At 40.7% G+C, this 17,056-nt stretch carries 16 protein-coding genes and 1 pseudogene; 8 read left to right on the top strand and 9 right to left on the bottom strand.

Annotated elements, in window-relative coordinates:
* Positions 1 to 93 precede the first annotated feature (93 nt).
* The 4 genes from HWQ39_RS07795 to HWQ39_RS07810 all read right to left on the bottom strand — a co-directional run bounded on the left by HWQ39_RS07795 (position 94) and on the right by HWQ39_RS07810 (position 6,420).
* Positions 94 to 852 (bottom strand): hypothetical protein, encoded by a 759-nt coding sequence (locus tag HWQ39_RS07795; RefSeq protein WP_292843250.1) that lies wholly within the window; start codon positions 850 to 852, stop codon positions 94 to 96.
* On the bottom strand, positions 824 to 3,247 hold the full coding sequence (locus HWQ39_RS07800; RefSeq protein ID WP_292843252.1) for a CHASE2 domain-containing protein: 2,424 nt from the start codon (positions 3,245 to 3,247) through the stop codon (positions 824 to 826). Before HWQ39_RS07800 ends, HWQ39_RS07795 begins: the two co-directional genes overlap by 29 nt.
* 483 nt (positions 3,248 to 3,730) lie before the next feature.
* On the bottom strand, positions 3,731 to 5,017 hold the full coding sequence (locus HWQ39_RS07805; protein WP_292843254.1) for a DUF1822 family protein: 1,287 nt from the start codon (positions 5,015 to 5,017) through the stop codon (positions 3,731 to 3,733).
* On the bottom strand, positions 5,014 to 6,420 hold the full coding sequence (locus tag HWQ39_RS07810) for a hypothetical protein (protein WP_292843256.1): 1,407 nt from the start codon (positions 6,418 to 6,420) through the stop codon (positions 5,014 to 5,016). The genes HWQ39_RS07805 and HWQ39_RS07810 overlap by 4 nt, the downstream gene beginning before the upstream one ends.
* 344 nt (positions 6,421 to 6,764) lie before the next feature.
* Between HWQ39_RS07810 and HWQ39_RS07815 the strand changes: the two genes are divergently transcribed.
* Positions 6,765 to 6,902 (top strand): hypothetical protein, encoded by a 138-nt coding sequence (locus tag HWQ39_RS07815; RefSeq protein WP_292843258.1) that lies wholly within the window; start codon positions 6,765 to 6,767, stop codon positions 6,900 to 6,902.
* Positions 6,903 to 7,233: 331 nt separating this feature from the next.
* Here HWQ39_RS07815 and HWQ39_RS07820 read toward each other — a convergent pair whose 3' ends face one another.
* Complete coding sequence (locus tag HWQ39_RS07820) at positions 7,234 to 8,064, bottom strand: MinD/ParA family protein (protein WP_292843260.1); 831 nt, start codon at positions 8,062 to 8,064, stop codon at positions 7,234 to 7,236.
* A gap of 259 nt (positions 8,065 to 8,323) precedes the next feature.
* Positions 8,324 to 9,292, bottom strand: coding sequence for a DUF3365 domain-containing protein (locus HWQ39_RS07825; protein WP_292843262.1), 969 nt, complete (start codon positions 9,290 to 9,292; stop codon positions 8,324 to 8,326).
* Positions 9,293 to 9,883: 591 nt separating this feature from the next.
* Here HWQ39_RS07825 and HWQ39_RS07830 point away from each other — a divergent pair.
* The 7 genes from HWQ39_RS07830 (at position 9,884) to HWQ39_RS07860 (ending at position 15,054) form a co-directional block, all read left to right on the top strand.
* Entirely contained in the window at positions 9,884 to 10,132 is a 249-nt protein-coding gene (locus HWQ39_RS07830; protein ID WP_292843264.1) for a CTB family bacteriocin, read from the top strand.
* 83 nt (positions 10,133 to 10,215) lie between these two features.
* Entirely contained in the window at positions 10,216 to 10,464 is a 249-nt protein-coding gene (locus tag HWQ39_RS07835) for a CTB family bacteriocin (RefSeq protein WP_292843264.1), read from the top strand.
* A gap of 61 nt (positions 10,465 to 10,525) precedes the next feature.
* Complete coding sequence (locus HWQ39_RS07840; protein ID WP_292843266.1) at positions 10,526 to 10,849, top strand: hypothetical protein; 324 nt, start codon at positions 10,526 to 10,528, stop codon at positions 10,847 to 10,849.
* Positions 10,850 to 11,223: 374 nt separating this feature from the next.
* Entirely contained in the window at positions 11,224 to 11,730 is a 507-nt protein-coding gene (locus tag HWQ39_RS07845; protein ID WP_292843268.1) for a hypothetical protein, read from the top strand.
* 209 nt (positions 11,731 to 11,939) lie between these two features.
* Positions 11,940 to 12,230, top strand: a complete 291-nt coding sequence (locus HWQ39_RS07850) for a CTB family bacteriocin (protein WP_292843270.1) — start codon at positions 11,940 to 11,942, stop codon at positions 12,228 to 12,230.
* Positions 12,231 to 12,301: 71 nt separating this feature from the next.
* On the top strand, positions 12,302 to 13,396 hold the full coding sequence (locus HWQ39_RS07855; RefSeq protein ID WP_292843272.1) for a cyclic nucleotide-binding domain-containing protein: 1,095 nt from the start codon (positions 12,302 to 12,304) through the stop codon (positions 13,394 to 13,396).
* A 206-nt stretch (positions 13,397 to 13,602) separates the two neighbouring features.
* The gene (locus HWQ39_RS07860; protein WP_292843273.1) at positions 13,603 to 15,054 is read left to right on the top strand and encodes an NHLP bacteriocin system secretion protein; all 1,452 of its coding nucleotides are present in this window, start codon (positions 13,603 to 13,605) and stop codon (positions 15,052 to 15,054) included.
* 687 nt (positions 15,055 to 15,741) lie between these two features.
* Here HWQ39_RS07860 and HWQ39_RS07865 read toward each other — a convergent pair.
* The 3 genes and pseudogenes from HWQ39_RS07865 to HWQ39_RS07875 form a co-directional block, all read right to left on the bottom strand.
* Positions 15,742 to 16,095, bottom strand: coding sequence for a transposase (locus HWQ39_RS07865; protein WP_292843275.1), 354 nt, complete (start codon positions 16,093 to 16,095; stop codon positions 15,742 to 15,744).
* Between the two features lie 50 nt (positions 16,096 to 16,145).
* A pseudogene (locus tag HWQ39_RS07870) lies at positions 16,146 to 16,556 on the bottom strand (transposase); the annotation flags it as partial.
* 355 nt (positions 16,557 to 16,911) lie between these two features.
* On the bottom strand, positions 16,912 to 17,037 hold the full coding sequence (locus HWQ39_RS07875; protein WP_277926785.1) for a hypothetical protein: 126 nt from the start codon (positions 17,035 to 17,037) through the stop codon (positions 16,912 to 16,914).
* Between the last annotated feature and the right edge of the window lie 19 nt (positions 17,038 to 17,056).

Raw genomic sequence — 17,056 nt, forward strand, 5'->3', positions numbered from 1 at the left:
GTGGGGTAAAAGAATATTTGATACATCAATAATGACTTTTCAAACATTCTCTAAAGACAGGGAATTAAGATAAGTGGTTAACCGGACTTGATATTAGGGGGTTGGGTTTGGTTGTTTACATAAATCTTCAACTTTTTCTTGGCGTTTTGTAATGAAGGATGGAGATGGTTTATCAACTTTGTAAAGAATCTCTAAGGCATCAGACCAAAGGTGGAAAATTCCTTCTTCGGTTTTATGGGTGATTTTGTAATTGACGAAGTAATCGGCTTTTTGCAAGGCAATTTCTTCTGGGGAAGCTTTATTTACTTTGAGTTTTTGCTCTAATGTTTGCAAGTCAGTTTGGATTTTGTTGCGATCGCCATCTGCCATAATTTGAAATGTAGAGCGTGGAGTCACAATCGAGTTACCGCTTGCCAATAGTTCCCATTGGTAAGGCTTCCCAGCTTCCAGAGCTTTTTCACCGCTATAAAAAACTTTTTGGTCTGTGAGATTGACGGTTTGCATCCACACTACTTCTTCTGTTGCTGGATCGCGAACAATTAATTGGGCGGTTTTGTTTTCTCCAGAACTGTACCACAAAAATAAGGGGCGATCGCTCCAAACATAATATGTTTCAACTAAACCAGGCGATATTGCACATACGCCACTACGGGACACTAATCGTCTTTTCGGTGTGCGTCCCCAAAATGAGGCGATTGAACCAATGAATGTATTTTGAGCAATGATTTGTCTGGGGACTGGGAACTGGGAAATCTCCCTCATCCCCTCCAATCCCCAATCCCTGTTACCACCGGAAGTGACAACAACAGGAAGAAGTGCCAAGCTAAATAAAGACTGTTGGAGGTTGCGCATGATGTTTTTTCTTTGTAGTAGATAAAACGTAAGTTAAGAAAACTGATGAAGGTAAAAACCAAGGGAGTAAAATCGCCGCAGATATGTAAATTTGTAAGGCTGCAATACCGTAGGCGATGACTACACTCAAAGAAGCTATGATGATTTTTAGCCGCAGTTGGGGACTCAAATTCGACTGTTTTCTCAGTGCCAATATCGCAATCTTACCGATAATAATTGCCACCCCAATCATCAAAATATCGGGTATGGGAATCACCAACCGCCGTGTCAGAAAATGGTGAGTCATATAGGCTAAGGATTCACCACCTGTCAGTGAAGATTGCTGTGTCCAATAGTTCATTGCGGAGGGTGCTGGCGAGTAGTCGGGTTGTCCAGGTGCGATTCCTAAACGTTCATCGTTTCCTGAGGCAATTAAAACTACCTGTTTGGAAATCAAGGGAAACTTATTGGTAGCTGAATTTTCGAGTAATTTCCAAGCTGGAATCTTGGTATAAATCTGGTCGTTGGGAATGGAGAAATCAATTAAGGGTTGCAATCCTAAAAAAGAATGTATCTGCAACAAGAATGGTAAATTACCCTTTTCGGGTTGTTTCTTTTGGATTGTATCTAGTAGTTGTGTGCGTAAATTTGTGACTCGTGTAGTCTGCGGCTGTGGTAATCCGCTAATTTCTTGGTTCGCTGTTTGCACGAGTGACATTAAATATGCAATGGGACAAGTCTGATTGCAATCGCCAGGTAATTCGACACGATAAGGGTCTGCATCGGTATATCCTTGTAATGTCCAATTGCGGTGAGCGATCGCTGTTAAGTTACTAACTCCCAATTCTTGATTAGATGTGAGAATTGCGCCAAAAATTAGCCACATATTCCCATCTACCGCCTGACGCACTGCTTTACCTAAATCTCTATCTCCAAATCGCGGGTTTGTTTGCGGCGAATCAAAGACAAAATCCACCCCGACAACAGCAGCGTTCAAATTTTTCGCCCTGTCAATCAACTTGGCGATGTAGCTGCGGTTCATTGGGTGCAGTTGAGAATTCGGCAAGTTGGCGCGAGAAATCGATTCGGTGTCAATTTCGACCAATGCCACAGGCGGAGCCTCATCTGAGGGAATTTGGGTGGTGATCTGACGATAAACTGACTGGGTAAGTATTCGCCCATCTAGGAGTATTTCTTGGACACCAGGAATTAGGCTTAAAACTAAACTTGCTGTTAAGGCGATCGCTTCTAAAGAACTTGGTAAAAACTGCCGTAGTCGTTGCTTCCACTCAAAAGGAGGAATGCAAAATAATTTACCCCCCGGATGGCAAAATAGCGAAGGCACTAAGTAAGCAGAAGGATAGGTATGACTGCGTAAAGATTGCCGTGCCGCCATCATGGACTCGTAAATATCCAGGTGTTTCCCCAATCCTTGTAAAAATAGCACCAAGAATTCTTGGGCTATACGGTTGTGAATTGGTTCGCGCATGACGACGACTTGACTAAAACCCAAGTCAATCAAAGAATCAGCAATATTCAACCCACTGCATGAATTGAAAATTGCTACCTGAAGACCGCGTTTTTTGGCGGCGCTGAGTTGGCTGGCAATTTCGTTAATGGAAATCGACACACCGGGAGCAATACTCAATTCACCCCCCGTCATTTCCGTTTCATTGCTGTGTCCGGCAAAAAACAATACATCCCATCCTTGTTCATCAGCGATCGCGTCGGTAATTTGCTGGATAACTTGACTAGGTGTTTGTTCTGGTTGCCAACCAGTAAATGTCACATCTGCAATTCGCAGTAACGATTCTAGTGCCTCTTTTTCTTTCTGAAAATTCAACCCAGTATCATCGCCCAAAATTGCCAGAATCCGGGCGCGGCGCTGTTTGAGTTTGCCGTAATTTACTGTATTGTCTCCAATATTTAACGGGGCACGAATCAGTTGAATTGCCCCAGTAGTCGCAAATTCCGTACCAATTTCCCACGCTTCCCACGGGAAACGATCTAACTCAATAGGCGCACAGGTGAGAAAAACTTGGATTGTGGTTGGTTCGAGATTCGCTTTTACAAGTTCCTGACTCGCTTGGGCAATGGCTCCCCGAATTTCATATAATTCTCCACTACGCAACCAGCGATGAAACTCATACATCAACTTGCTTTCTGCCTTCACAAGTTCCGCGTGCAAGTCTACAGTAATAGTTGCAACCCCACCGCCAACCGTCCGTCCCCGCAGATGTTCCGACTGATAAAAGTTGAGATATGCCCGTCGCCACTCTTGATACAGTTGCGTTAAGGTGTTTGGATAACTAACCTGTGCGTTCAATCTTTGCCCTTGTCCCCAAGACAATTCAAACAAACAGGTTTGCTCGATTTTGTGAACTTTTAAATTAAAAATATGGGAAGGAAGTTTCATAACAAGAGTTAGGAGTTAGGAGTTATATCAAGTCTGCTCAATTACCGATAAGAAAAGTACCCTACAACCCCTCTCTTTGGTAAGGCTACGGTGTACACACAAGTTGAATTACCCCCCTTAATCCCCCCTTTCCAAGGGGGGATATCGGAAAATCTAGTTCCCTCTAACAACCGTAAATCTAGTTCCCTCCCCTTGCAAAGGGGAGGGTTAGGGTGGGGTAATTCAAGGACTGGTAATGATTTGATAACTTGTGTATACACGGTAGCCTTGCTAAGGGGAGGGGAGCCTTTAGCTTTGGCTCTTTGGGGTAGTGCGGATATTATGGTGATTCCAAAGGACATGATATTAGGAGTTTGGTTTAATAGCAATTTAGATTATTATTAGCGAAATCAATTGGTTTATATAATTCAGAATTACGAATTACGAATTACGAATTACGAATTACGTTAGCGTAGCGGGGCGTAGCCCATTACGAATTACGAATTATTTTTCCAGTTCCAAACCAAAAGGCGGAATCTCAAATACAGCATCATCCGCAGTTACAGTTACCCAAAACTTCTCGTCTAAATCACCAATAACTTGAGCATAGAGTATACCTTGGCTTGTTCCTTGCAGCGATTCTCCAAATAATATCTGTGCTTCATCACGCACCTCCAACTTCAATGTTTTTGGCATTTGCGCCTGTGGTTGGGAACCCAAGGCAACCAACAGCATCCATTCAGGTTTTTCTGTAGTTTCTGATAGCACCCACATAATTACGTACATCCGCACGCTACCTTGCTCTGATTCCAAGTCGCGGTAAGCACCCCGCGCAGTTGGGGGAATGTGAACTCCTTGCTGTTCCAATCCAGCTCGAATCTGGTCAAACTCATCTTGTAGTGATCGCATTCCTGACAATACAGGCAATGGCATTAACATCCAACCCAATTCCTGAGCTAATCCATCAATGCGATCGCGTAACCACAAACCAACGTTAATTAAAGGTTGCACGGAAGCAGCAGATACACCTTTGTACGCTAAGTTAACTAAGTCGGGATTACTTAGCAGAATAGTACCTTCTTTTACTGTTAAAACTTGCCAAATATACTTATTTTTGAGTTGAGATATTAGATTTATCAGCTTTTGTCGCAGTGCAAAAACTGTATTATTTTGTGTAGTTTGACTAAGTGTCGGCAATTTAATTGCATCTGCTTGCAGACAGCGGAGATTTAGCAGTAAAGCATCTGAGTCTGGGTTAAACCAAGTTGAGGGTAAGGTATATGTCCAATCTGCATCTATCTCTAACCCTGCTGCTGTTTGATAGCGATCGTACTGCTCGTAGTTCATGAAGCTGGATACAGCAACCTGCTGCTCCTCCTCTTCAACTTGCATTAACACATAGAAATGAGCAGCAAAATCAGGGATATCGAAAGCTGCGAAAGGGACGCTATGTTGATCAGTTAAATTACTGGAAGTGATCAAGCAGATTTTAAAATCACCAACCCGAATATTATAAGCCACAGCTAGTAAATTTGCGTATGCAGGTTGCCAAATGGAGGCAGAATCGGTCTGTATATGTAAATCGGGAGCGCGTTCTTTTAGCCATTGCTCAAATCCCAAAACTGCCAAAGCGCTAAGATAAACTTGCCAGCGTTGTTGCGGGAGATATATCAATTTACTCAAACGTGCAGCTTGTTGGAAATGCTCTGGTAATAATTCCGTTCGCGCTGACTTGAGCGATCGCCAATCGAGCAAATCGCTGAAGTCTTGAGGTGATGGTTGATTTATCATAATTTGGTATTCCTAGAATTGAGATAATAACAGAGGCGACGAGCTAAGAGACTAGGTAGCGGTTGATTACGAATGGGATTTTTGACTTCTGATTCGGCTTGTTGAATCATGTCAGAAATTTGCTCATTTAAAATCGCTTCTACCTGTTGATCCAAACTTTGCAAGCGTTCGGAGTTAGCGAAGTGTGTAGCAAGATCAATAACGTGATCGCGCAAAATCAATAACAGCTTTTGGCGAATATCAGCACGCAATTCGCTAAGTTTTAATAAGCGGGTGACTTCGTATTGTTTTGTTAAACCAATTTGAGGTGCAATTTGATTCATCGATTCGCCTTGACAATGAAAAAGATGCAAGGCTTTAATAAAAGATTCTTCAACAGTATTCCGTTTCCGTTGTAGCTTATTAATAAAATCATTAACAGCTTGAGAAATAGCTTGGTCTAAACTTTCACGGAATTGATTTTGATATAAATTTAGAAATTCATTTTGTTCTTCGTCATCTTGATGAATTTGCGATCGCTCGACAATTGCTTGCACATCAGTTTGGTCAAAAGAAACCGACGAAACAGAACCACCTTGTGCAGCAATTCTATACCGTCTGAGCTTAGAGGCGATCGCCGAAAGTTGATTTAACACTACCTCTGTGCTAAGTTTCTTACCACTCAGGGTTTGCAGGTGATTTGCAATGCGAGTTAACTGCTCAAGTGTTGGTGGCTGACAGGGTAGAGTTCCTCCCGTAAGTCGTTGTTCTATGCGGTCTTGCCGATAAACTGCGTGGTAACTTATCAATAAATCACAGGCTTGCTGAATTTCAATCTTTGCAGAACGATACATCTCAGTAAAAATTCGTTGTACCTCCTTAGAATTGGTATCATTTAAAAGCGCCCAATCGCTCACCAAAAAAACACCATGCTGGAGCAAAAATCGTTTGAGTTCGGGATGTTGTTTAACATAGCGACTTACCCATGTATTCAACGACCCTCTAGCTGGATCGAATGTTTTCAAAACAGTAGTCGCTAAAGATTGATAAGAAGATCCAGGTCTTGTTTGTTGGGTTTGCGCTGCTAAAAGTACCTCATCATCCAATACGAACGGCAACAAATCTTCACAACTAAAACCGTTACGACTGCCAAATTTAGTTCCTAAATCGAAGCAAACTTGATATATTCTGTGAGAAATATAGCAGCGAAGACAAATTTCTGGCAAATTGGATGCATCTGTATCGGTTTGATTATTCACACGCATTTGTTGCCAAAGTTGTCGCTGAATTGTTGCATCACCAACTTCAACTTTTTCTGGAAATAATGAGTGAAAATAAGTTCGAGCAACTACCATCATTTCAACCCTACGTTTATTTGTAGAATTTAACTTGACAAATTCCCAATATCTTGATGCTGAAGCCACAATATTTTTTATTTAAAGCTATTTATCCATAATTTTTTCACATCCTTGAAGTAAAAGCAATTTACTTAGTCATTAGTCATTTGTCATTTGTCATTCGTCATTTGCAAGGTTTCAGGTGTATTTACTTTTTGTAATATAGTTTTGTTTATTCCCACCAAATTATTTATGTGAAGAAGAGTAAACTAGCCTAAAACACTCTTTTCTCCTGCTTGATGCTTTAACAGATAACTGGAACTGTATTGGGTTATATCCTTCTATTTCTGGCGTTAGGGAACTCATGCAAAATTATCGACAGGTTTTTTCACTTCGGTAAACCAGCTTTTGTGACTTGTAAACCAGCTTTTATGACTTGTAAACCAGCTTTTGCGACTTGTAAACCAGCTTTTGCGACTCGTAAACCAGCTTTTGCGACTCGTAAACCAGCTTTTGGCAAGTCAGCGTTGGTGGAGAAGTTGATGCCAATCTACCCATTAGTAGTTTAGATGACTTACCACCAACTCATGTGGCACGACGCAATTTCAAAAATAGTCTTCTCCATCGTTGCTTGAGTTGTTTTCGCCGGGGATTTTTAGTCATTAAGGCTGCTGTTCTCAAACGTCTACCATTACCAATCGGTAGTTTTTTTCCTGAGCCTTGGCCAACCTTGACTCCACAACTTCATGTGTCTCAAATCACTCTCTCTACTGCCTGATTTTTAAACCCCTACCATTGAAAGGGGGGATCAACAAGTGCCTAAAATCACAGCTAACTACTTTTCAAACAACCTCTTAGCAAGAAAGCTATATTGCAATCTTCTGCCTCCTGCCTTCTGCCTCAGCGATCGCACCTTCTTCCTAGTTGAAATGGCTGATTTACTGGTTTGCTGCTTTCGCTGATGTGTTTGGCGATCGCACTCACAGTTTTTGTCCAGGGATGTTCGGGGTAGCGCAAACAAAAAATATCACTGCTTCCCAAATGAAACATCTCTTCACAAACAGGTAAAATCCCGGCCACTGGGACATTATAAGTTCCTTGAATCTGGTGCTTTAATGCCTCAAAATTTAGGCTAGGTAATGCTTTATTCACAATCAACAGCATTTTTGGCACTTCTAATTTTCGGGCGACATCGATTGTCACCGCCGTTCCCTGATAATCTTGTTTGTCGGGGCGCAGAATTACTAATAGTACATCAGAGATAATGGCAGAAAGAAGAGTTTCTTCATTAATTCCAGGATGAGTATCAATAAATAGGTAATCTAACTGAAGACGCTGCACCAAATGGCGAAACCCATCATTGAGCAAACGAGCGTCATATCCCTCACGCAGAATCCGCGAAATTTCACCCGTTTTGATGCTGGATGGAATTAGGTAGATTTTGCTTCGATTATTTCCAAACCAGTTAGTTTTTTGTCGTGTTGTGAATACTGAACTAACATCATAGGTAGCGGCGTCAATTGCACAACGTCCCCATAAATAATCATTTAGCGTGTATTTTACCTTCGTGTCATCCAAACCAAAAGGGACATGAATTCCTGGTGATTGAATATCGGTATCTACAATTCCAACCCGGTATCCTGCACGAGCGATCGCCGTTGCCAGATTCGCAGTTACATTAGATTTACCAGTTCCACCGCGAAAAGAGTGAATTGAGATAATTTTCGCCATTATTTATGTATTCCTCTATTTTTTAAATTTACGGGGATTGGGGAGTGGGGAGTGGGGGGAACTCACATCTTGCACCTAGTCCTAGCGATTAGAAATCGTGGCTATACAAACAAAGTCCACCTGCGAGGACTAACGCAAAATCAATGTTTTCAACCCGCGCAGGCGGGTTTTGCCTGTGTAGCCGCGACTTCCAGTGCAAGAGTGCAAGATGTAAGGGAAGAATTAATAACCAATTCCCCATTCCCCATTCCCCATTCCCCTATTCATTCCATTCATTGCGAATATCTTTAGCAGTTTGTTGCAACTTCTGGAAATAATCTGTTTCAGCAATTTCCGCGACTTGATGTATTACTTGAGTCCGGTCAACTTCTACTCGTAGCTGCTTTAATTGTTCAGATAGTTGCTGTTGGCGATCGCAAACTTCGCGCACCATTTTTTGAAACACCCGCCCAAGTTGTCCTAGTTCATCTCGACGTTGAGCAATTTTGCTTAACTCCTCTGGTTCCAATACTCTGACTTCGTGAGCGTTAATGGTATCGAGACTAATTATTTGGGCAAGTTGCGCCATTGGCTTTAAAGGTTGAATTACTCTCCACTTAAGTAGATAGTTAACAGAGGCTAGTACTAATGCAAAAATGCCAATAAATATGCTGATGAATAGAACAAGTGCTTGCCGAACGTTGTTTGTGACTTCACTAGCAGGTATATAAATAACTTGGGTACCGATAACTTGATTTAATTGCCAGCCATAACCGTTTTGAATCCCATATTTTTCTACATGGCTTTTGGGAGCAAGCTTTGGTGAACTGTGACATTTAAGACAGCTTGAATTGGTCACAGTTAGAGGTTGAGCGCTATAAAATAGTTTGTCGCCAGTCTGAAAACGGAAACCAGAGAGAGTTTTGAGAGTGCGATCGCCCTGAAACTGCTCAATTAATTTTGCCTCAAATCGGTCTGCTTGGTCATTTAAATTAGTCGGATTTAAAGTTGCATCTTTGTAAATAAAATCTTTGTATTTCCAGATTTCCTTCAGCGTGTCAAATACTTGTCTTGCTGCCAAGCTGGGTATAGTTTCTGGAATAAACTGAGTTTCTGGATCGGTTATTTGAGCAAATCGAGTTGCTATGTCGTTAATTGTATAACTTTTAACTGCATTGACCATCTGCATCGCCATCTGCCCTCGATAACTCATTTCCACTTCGGCTTTTTGCTCAAGCGCTTGAGACAACGCAAATCCCCCTAATGCAATTCCACTAATAAAGATTAAAGAGAGAAGCAGCGTAAATTGAGACGCAAGTTTTAGACGACATAGCATTTTCCTAATTTCTACCAACGCTCTTTTTTACTCATATATCTGAACCCCATTAACTCAAGCATATTTTTCCCAACCACGAAAACCGTAAACCCGATTATATATATACTGCTTCTGAGTTGAGTTCAATACAAACCTAATCCCTACTTCCCTGCAAAGGAAGGGGAGTAAGCCAAATAGACATTTCCATAAATTAAATATGCCTTATCCATAACCCTTGTAGAGACGTAGCACTGCTACGTCTCTACATTATTTTTCGGAAATATCTAATATTTTTCGTTCAAAATTGCTTTCTCTAGGAACTCCAACTTTAGTAGGAGTCGCTTTGGTGGATATAACCCAAGGTGCAAACCAAACGTTTTGACGATGTACACTTCCTGGCGAGTTTCCTATTATAAGCACATCGAAAGGAAACGCAGCGAAGAGAACCAAGACAACAACAAATCGGTTAAATAAACTGCAATATCCCAGAGAAAAATACAACAATAAAACAACGGAGAAAACATCATGTCTGATATCAAAAACATCCTTGCAGTTGAATTATCTGAAGGCGAACTCGACACCCTAGCTGGTGGATTGGCAATTACTTTTGGTGATGTTCAAGGCTTTGCATCCGATGCTAACAACACCTTCTCACAGAAAAATCTCACAGTTGGTCAACAAACCTTCGCTGGACCCAATGGTAGCGGTACTGCTTCTTTAACCAACGTTCAAGAAATCTTCAGTTCTGCTGGTCAGGCGATCGCTGTTGGTTAATAAAGATGATTCAGGTGGGCAAAATGCCCACCAAAGCCGATATATTTCACCCAATTTATTTACACAATAACGGAGAAAACATCATGTCTGATATCAAAAACATCCTTGCAGTTGAATTATCTGAAGGCGAACTCGACACCCTAGCTGGTGGATTGGCAATTACTTTTGGTGATGTTCAAGGCTTTGCATCCGATGCTAACAACACCTTCTCACAGAAAAATCTCACAGTTGGTCAACAAACCTTCGCTGGACCCAATGGTAGCGGTACTGCTTCTTTAACCAACGTTCAAGAAATCTTCAGTTCTGCTGGTCAGGCGATCGCTGTTGGTTAATAAAGCTGATTCAGGTGGGCATTTTGCCCACCTCATAAAATCAAAAAAAATAGGTGTCATTATGCAAGAAATTTGGGAATTTTTAACAGGTTTATTCGATGCTATCTTCTTTGATGGCTCTTTAGAAGTTCCAGTAGATCCAGACGTGCAAATTATTGGGGCGATCGATGCTGATGGAGATAATATCTTCGGTGGATTATTACTCGCAATTGATAGCGATCACGATGGAATTACTGACCACACAGGTGTTGCTTACAATATAGACGCCAATCATGATGGTGTGATTGATGCTATAAGAGTAGACCTTCGTGATACTTCTTTAGCTCTCAATGATCCAGCGCAAGTTGTGAAATTTGTTAATATAAGTCGCAAATTGCATAACTAAAATAAGGCGTTGCTGATTGATAGAATAATTTTTGCCTCACACAAAGGTAAGGCAGCGCGGTCTTAAAGATTTCCTTTATAAGCAGCTGGCGCGTCAAGACGTAAAGAATCTACCTTGAGCTTTAGTCAAAAATCTTAATTCATCTTACAAATATGCAACGCCACTAAAATACTATAGCAGTCCTAAATCATTCGTGAAAAATGAGATACCCGACTTCTCAAACAAGTCGGGTATCTAGACAACGCAAATTTTAACAAAAATTTTTCAAATATCATTAAAACCAACATTCCAGACTTATTTTTTACTTACTTATATTTAGTTAAACTTTACTTATTTATGCTTGATATTTAATCATATTTCCGGAGAAATACAACATGAAACGGTCATTAATTGGTCTATTTTTCATCTCATTTGCATTAGTTACCCCTTCTTTTAACAACTTTGATAGCATTCAAAATTTTCGTCTAGAGATTGGACAATCTGCTGAAGCTGCTCCAAAATTTAAGCTGCCTAAACTGCCTAAAATTCCACCTTCAATTCGTCAAAAGATTTTACGTTTTCTTGGTAATAAGGCAGGAAGATATATAATTAAGCAGACTAGGAGTACTATTTTTAATTCTACAAATTCCCATCCACAAAGTTCTAATATCCATTTCGTTGGAAATCTATGTAAATCTGAAGCTGGTACAGTTTATCTTATAACTTCGAATGGTAAGTGGTCTTACTTTAATGGTTCACAATTCCAAGATATTTCTCATCCATATTATACAGTTGCCTGTTACATTGATCTGGGTACTAATTCATCAGGAGAACTCTATTGGAGTGATAGCTCGCAAATTTTTGGTTATGTTCCAAATGTTGGCTTGGTAATACCTCAATAGTCAAAAGTGTCGATGGTAATAAAATTTGGGTGCGTTACGGTGTTGGTAACTCACCCTAAAAATTTTTAATCATTCCCAGTTAGGCGATTCACCCACACACCTGCATAAGTCCTTACCTCCCAGAAATAGTTTAATTTCAGAAATCGTTAATCGCTTTCAAAGACAAGTGATTAACCTGCTTGTATCAGCAAAAGCCAAAGGAGAAACAAATGTCTAATGAGATAGACAGAAATCATACAAATGTTGAACTATCTGAAGAAGAACTTGACGGAATCTCTGGTGGAATCAGCATTTTCTTATCTAGCTCGATGTTTGAAAAAAGTGATATTTTTTCAGCCCAGCGAAGTAGCTCCAGAAGAAAATGTAGTAGAAGAAATTCTATGTTCCAATCTTCCAATATATTTTCTTCTGCGTTTCAAGCTATTGGTTTTGGATTGAATTCTCCAAACGATATTATGAGCTTTTTTAGCGGATTAGCTGCACTTTTTGGGCGAAGATAATCAATTTACCATCAAACTATTTCAAAATCATTTGTCTTCCCAGACATTGATTTCATCTGGAGTTTATTTAAATGACAGAAGTTCTACTAAAGGAACTGAGCAATCAAGATATAGATTGGATGTTAGCAGCGGGACATCAAGTAGAAATTGAGTCGGGAACCATTCTGATTCAGCAAGGTCAACCCCTCGAGGCACTGCATATTCTTTTAGATGGTGGATTGACGGTTTCGCTAACTCAACCGGATACAAATCCATTGGGTCGCGCTTTTGCAGCGCTAGAAGGAGGAACGTTACCCGGACGGGAAATTGCTCGACTAGCAAGTGGGGAGATGGTAGGAGAAATTCCCTTTATAGAAACTTACTTACCGTCTACTACAGTTCGTGCGACAACCAAATCCTTAGTTTTGACAATTCCCAGAAATCGACTAATTCAAAAGTTGCACCAAGACCTTGATTTTGCCGCGCACCTTTACCGTGCAAGTGCAGTTTTGTTGGCGAATCGGCTGGAGCAAATAATGAATCAACTCGGACGGAGTACGGTAATTTTAACTAAGCCGCAACTTCGAGAAGCATTGATTATCTTTGCAGAGTTGCACGATAGCGATATCGAATGGCTAATTGCTGCGGGACGAGTCCAACAAATTGCTGCTGATACGGTGTTAATTCGCAGTGGTAGACCAATTGAGGCTTTACATATTTTACTTGATGGTGCCGTGGGGTTGAATGCAGCAGCAGCAGAGATTAACCCATTAGCGCGAGCTTTTTCTAATTTAGAAGGCAGCCAACAACCTTTAGAGCAAGAATTTGCGCGGTTATCGCGGGGCGATATTCTTGGTGAGACTCCGTTTCTTGAGGTACAACCCCCTGCGGTTACAGTCAAAGCAGTGCGAGATTCGCGGGTGTTATCGATTCCTCGTTGGCGCTTGGCGGCAAAATTATTACATGATGTCGGGTTTGCGGTGCGGTTTTATCGCGTTTTGGCAATTTTGTTAGCGGATAAGCAAGCAGCAATCGTCCAACGACTGGGATATGGCAGATTGACTTACAGCAGCGGGCAATCTTTGCACAAATCTTATGCCAACGAGCTAAATTCGGATTTTCTCACGCAAGTGGCGTTAGCCGGTGCGCGGTTTGAGTGGATGTTGAAGCAAATTGGAATTGATTAGGTATTGGGCATGGGGTATGGGGCACTTGTACTGCCCTTCCCTGCGGGGAAGCAAGCTACGCGTAGCGTCTCCAAGAGTTGTATTGGGCATTGGGGAGATATTCTTCCTTATCCCCTCGTCTTCCTTATCCCCTCGTCTTCCTCATCTCCCTCATCTCCTCCCACTCCCTACTCCTTTTTCATAAATAAAAATCGGGGGAAAATGAAATGGTGACGCAGCAAAATACAGAGAAAAATAGTCTATTTCGCAAAGAAGCCCTAAACAAAGTGGCTTCTCCAGAACAACTAGACCAATTAATTAAAATAACCAATCCTAAGCGCTGGTTTTCATTATTTGCTCTTGGTTCTTTGGTGGCATTAGGTACTGCATGGAGTGTACTCGGACGCATCCCAATTATTGTGTCAGGTCGAGGGGTACTAATTTATCCGAGTAAGGTTGTCACAGTCCAAGCATCCAATCCCGGACGCATCCTGGAACTGAATGTGCAAGTCGGTGATGGTGTGAAAAAAGGTCAAGTTATCGCCACAATTGACCAATCCGAATTACGCAAGCAATTACAGCTTTCCCGTGACAAACTGCTGCAACTACGAATCCAAGACCAAACAGCAAGCTTAGTGCAGATGCAACGTTTTAACTTGGAAAAAGATGCTGTAGAGCAACAACGGCAGACTTTACAACAAAGTCTGAAAACGGTGCAATCCCTGACTCCCGTGCTGCGAGAAAAAGGATTAGATGTGCTGAAAAAAGAACGGGAAAATCTTCGTCAACGCTTACAAACGTTACGCCAATTACAACCCACGTTACAGAAACGCTGGAGCGTTCGCAAGTCTCTTTTAAAGCAAGGGGCTGTTCCTCAAGATACTGTACTCCAGGCACAGCAAGAATATATTAGTGCCCAAGCGCAAATCGACGAAGCAGAGTCGCAGTTAAACCAGCTAGAAGTTAAAGAAGCCCAAGCTCAAAGCGAATATCTCCGCAATATCAATCAAGTCAACGAGTTAGAAGCTCAATTAAAAGCCTTGGATAGCCGTCAAGCAACACAAAAAGAACAGGATTTCACTACCAATACCAACCGGGTCAAAGAAATTCAGGAGACCCAACGCCTGATTGCTCAATTAGAATTACAGTTACAAAATACTAGTCAAATCCTCAGTAATTACACTGGTATAGTTTTAGAAATTACTGCCAAACCTGGACAACAATTAGAACCGGGTGTGGGAGTTACCACTATTTCCGCACAAGAATCAAATGCCAAGTTAGTTAACGTTACATTTTTGCCCGTAAGTGAGGGGAAGAAAATTAAATCAGATATGGAGTTGCAAATTACACCTTCAACCGTGAAACGCGAAGAATTTGGTGGCATCAAAGCTAAGGTTATAAATGTATCCGCATTTCCAGTTACACAGCAAGGTGCAGCTAGTTTAGTTGGCAATCCAGATATTTTACCTAGTGTAATCGGTCAAGGTCCACATCTAGCAATTTTTACTGAACTTGAACGCGATTCATTTACTGAAAGCGGATATAAATGGTCTTCTTCTCAAGGACCAAAGCAAAAAATTACACCTGGCACCACAAGTACAGTGCGAATAACGGTGTGCGAAAAAACACCTATTGAGTTTGTTCTACCTATTTTGAAAGATTGGGCGGGTATGGAATAATGCGGATTTTTGATTCTGACTTTTCCCGTTAGCGACTAGCAGGAAAATAAAGTACTAGAACACCGATTATGCTTTGAATGATAATGTGAGAAAAATTTTGATCCATAAATTAGAAAAGAGTTAACGAAAATTCAGGCTTTCGCGCTAATCACAAATTAAAACTTTGAATCATATTATGAGTGAGAGTTGAAATTCTGAATCATAACTAGAACGGGAGTTGAAAAAACATAATTGGACAAAACTTGCACAAAAAATCCCTGACAAAATTTTTCTAACTTCAACTTTCAATTCAAAATATGGTTCAAATACCCATGTTATGATTCAAAACTTTTGTTGTAGTAGATATCTGAGTAAAAATCAAATATTTCATTGAACAAGCGATCGCTCTGTTGTTGGGCGATCGCCTACTCAAATCGTAGCTGAATAATAATGATGATCAAGCCGAAGCGTTGATACAAACGCCTCTCGTATCAGTCTTTTTATCCCTTACACGATAATCATTATTAGTAAAAAAACTCGAATACTAAAAGTGAACTATAAACTGGATACTCATTTTTGAACCATATCATGAGTTAAAATCTCATTTTTTGTTTCAAATCACACCGATTCAGTAATCGGGTAACAAAATAAAAATCAGCCCAGAGAGAAGTAAATAGTGGGAAAGAAAGCAGCGAAAAGGCTTGTCAGTCAATGCTTATAGTGACACACACCATACTTAGCCTCCTGTCCTGGCAAGCTAAACTCTCGATGATTACTTCTTATCGCTAGTAAATAATGCTTTTTATGCTTGGACAACACAGAAATAAATGTTGGACTTTCTCCATAAACACTATCCGCTAAAACCAAATCAAAATTAAATCCAATTTTGAGCAATGCCTCAATTATCTCGACTGCCAATTGTGGTTTGGTTTTATAGACTCCTCCTACTTCAAGTCTTTTTCGTGGCTTATATATTAAAAATATTAAAGGAAAAGTTAAATCTCCTAATACTCCATATAGCGGTTCTCGTTCATGTGAGGTACACCCATAGGGGCAATTCATGAATTGCCCCTACACCTTGCGACACAATTTTGTACCGCACCTGACTGGGAAACGCTATAAGCATTAACTGAGACAATTCCATTATCAACTTTCCTCAAGTTCCCAATATATTGTCTCGCAACATAATCTGTATGCTTCCCTTTCTTTTTATCTCCAGTTTCATCAATTACTAGCTTAAATGAACGTCCCTCTAACATTAAGAGAGTCAGTTCTAAACGCCTGTCTCGTAAAGCAAGTACTGACCAAGGTGAATTTGTGAGAAAGTTTTGCAGGGGTTGTGCATCGTGTAAACCAACTGCCAAAGCTTATTCTGGCAAAGATTTACGCTTTATATCAGATAACATTCCAGCATGAAGATGTTTAAAATTTTCAAATGTCCTCACTTCTGGAAACAAATCTCTATAGGCATCGCAGTACTGATCTACCACGGTGATCGTGGAGGTAGCCGTTCTTGAACCCAATTAAATACCCTTGCTAAGTTCAACTCTTAGTAATTAATTATACTCTTATGAGAGTAATAAAAGAGCGCTAATGAGACTTTCAAGCTTACAGCACTTACGGCAGCTATGAGGTACATTCCCAAATCTGAAAGCTTTGATAGGAAAGGGCAAGGAAAAAAACTGTATTGCATAATAGCCGGAAGCGCTGTATCCCGGTTTTTGGTTCGCCTGTTACTCAAGCCCCTATACATGGGGCAAGAGACATTCAAAGCCTTTTTGAAAAAGATGATGAGTAAGTCGTTCTTCAATAGTTATATTTCTGCCAACACTGCTGCTTTCTCTTTATTACTTGCGGAAAAATCAGTTTTGAACATCCTTACAGTTGGCTGACTGTATACCCTGCTCTAAAGCACTCGATAACTGCATCTAAATTACCTGACTTTAGATGTGCCAGACCTTGATTATAAGAAACCTGTGCTTGCTCTAAATTAGCCGTCTCCATAGTGCTGTCCTCCTTTTCT

The organism is Nostoc sp. NMS8 (genome assembly GCF_017115045.1).
Taxonomy (GTDB): domain Bacteria; phylum Cyanobacteriota; class Cyanobacteriia; order Cyanobacteriales; family Nostocaceae; genus Nostoc.

What these genes read in the sequence shown, in the direction of transcription:
- HWQ39_RS07795 (WP_292843250.1), bottom strand. Translation starts at nt 852, where the DNA reads ATGCGCAACCTCCAACAGTCTTTATTTAGCTTGGCACTTCTTCCTGTT.
- HWQ39_RS07800 (WP_292843252.1), bottom strand. Translation starts at nt 3,247, where the DNA reads ATGAAACTTCCTTCCCATATTTTTAATTTAAAAGTTCACAAAATCGAG.
- HWQ39_RS07805 (WP_292843254.1), bottom strand. Translation starts at nt 5,017, where the DNA reads ATGATAAATCAACCATCACCTCAAGACTTCAGCGATTTGCTCGATTGG.
- HWQ39_RS07815 (WP_292843258.1), top strand. Translation starts at nt 6,765, where the DNA reads ATGACTTGTAAACCAGCTTTTGCGACTTGTAAACCAGCTTTTGCGACT.
- HWQ39_RS07820 (WP_292843260.1), bottom strand. Translation starts at nt 8,064, where the DNA reads ATGGCGAAAATTATCTCAATTCACTCTTTTCGCGGTGGAACTGGTAAA.
- HWQ39_RS07830 (WP_292843264.1), top strand. Translation starts at nt 9,884, where the DNA reads ATGTCTGATATCAAAAACATCCTTGCAGTTGAATTATCTGAAGGCGAA.
- HWQ39_RS07835 (WP_292843264.1), top strand. Translation starts at nt 10,216, where the DNA reads ATGTCTGATATCAAAAACATCCTTGCAGTTGAATTATCTGAAGGCGAA.
- HWQ39_RS07840 (WP_292843266.1), top strand. Translation starts at nt 10,526, where the DNA reads ATGCAAGAAATTTGGGAATTTTTAACAGGTTTATTCGATGCTATCTTC.
- HWQ39_RS07845 (WP_292843268.1), top strand. Translation starts at nt 11,224, where the DNA reads ATGAAACGGTCATTAATTGGTCTATTTTTCATCTCATTTGCATTAGTT.
- HWQ39_RS07850 (WP_292843270.1), top strand. Translation starts at nt 11,940, where the DNA reads ATGTCTAATGAGATAGACAGAAATCATACAAATGTTGAACTATCTGAA.
- HWQ39_RS07855 (WP_292843272.1), top strand. Translation starts at nt 12,302, where the DNA reads ATGACAGAAGTTCTACTAAAGGAACTGAGCAATCAAGATATAGATTGG.
- HWQ39_RS07860 (WP_292843273.1), top strand. Translation starts at nt 13,603, where the DNA reads ATGGTGACGCAGCAAAATACAGAGAAAAATAGTCTATTTCGCAAAGAA.
- HWQ39_RS07865 (WP_292843275.1), bottom strand. Translation starts at nt 16,095, where the DNA reads ATGAATTGCCCCTATGGGTGTACCTCACATGAACGAGAACCGCTATAT.
- HWQ39_RS07875 (WP_277926785.1), bottom strand. Translation starts at nt 17,037, where the DNA reads ATGGAGACGGCTAATTTAGAGCAAGCACAGGTTTCTTATAATCAAGGT.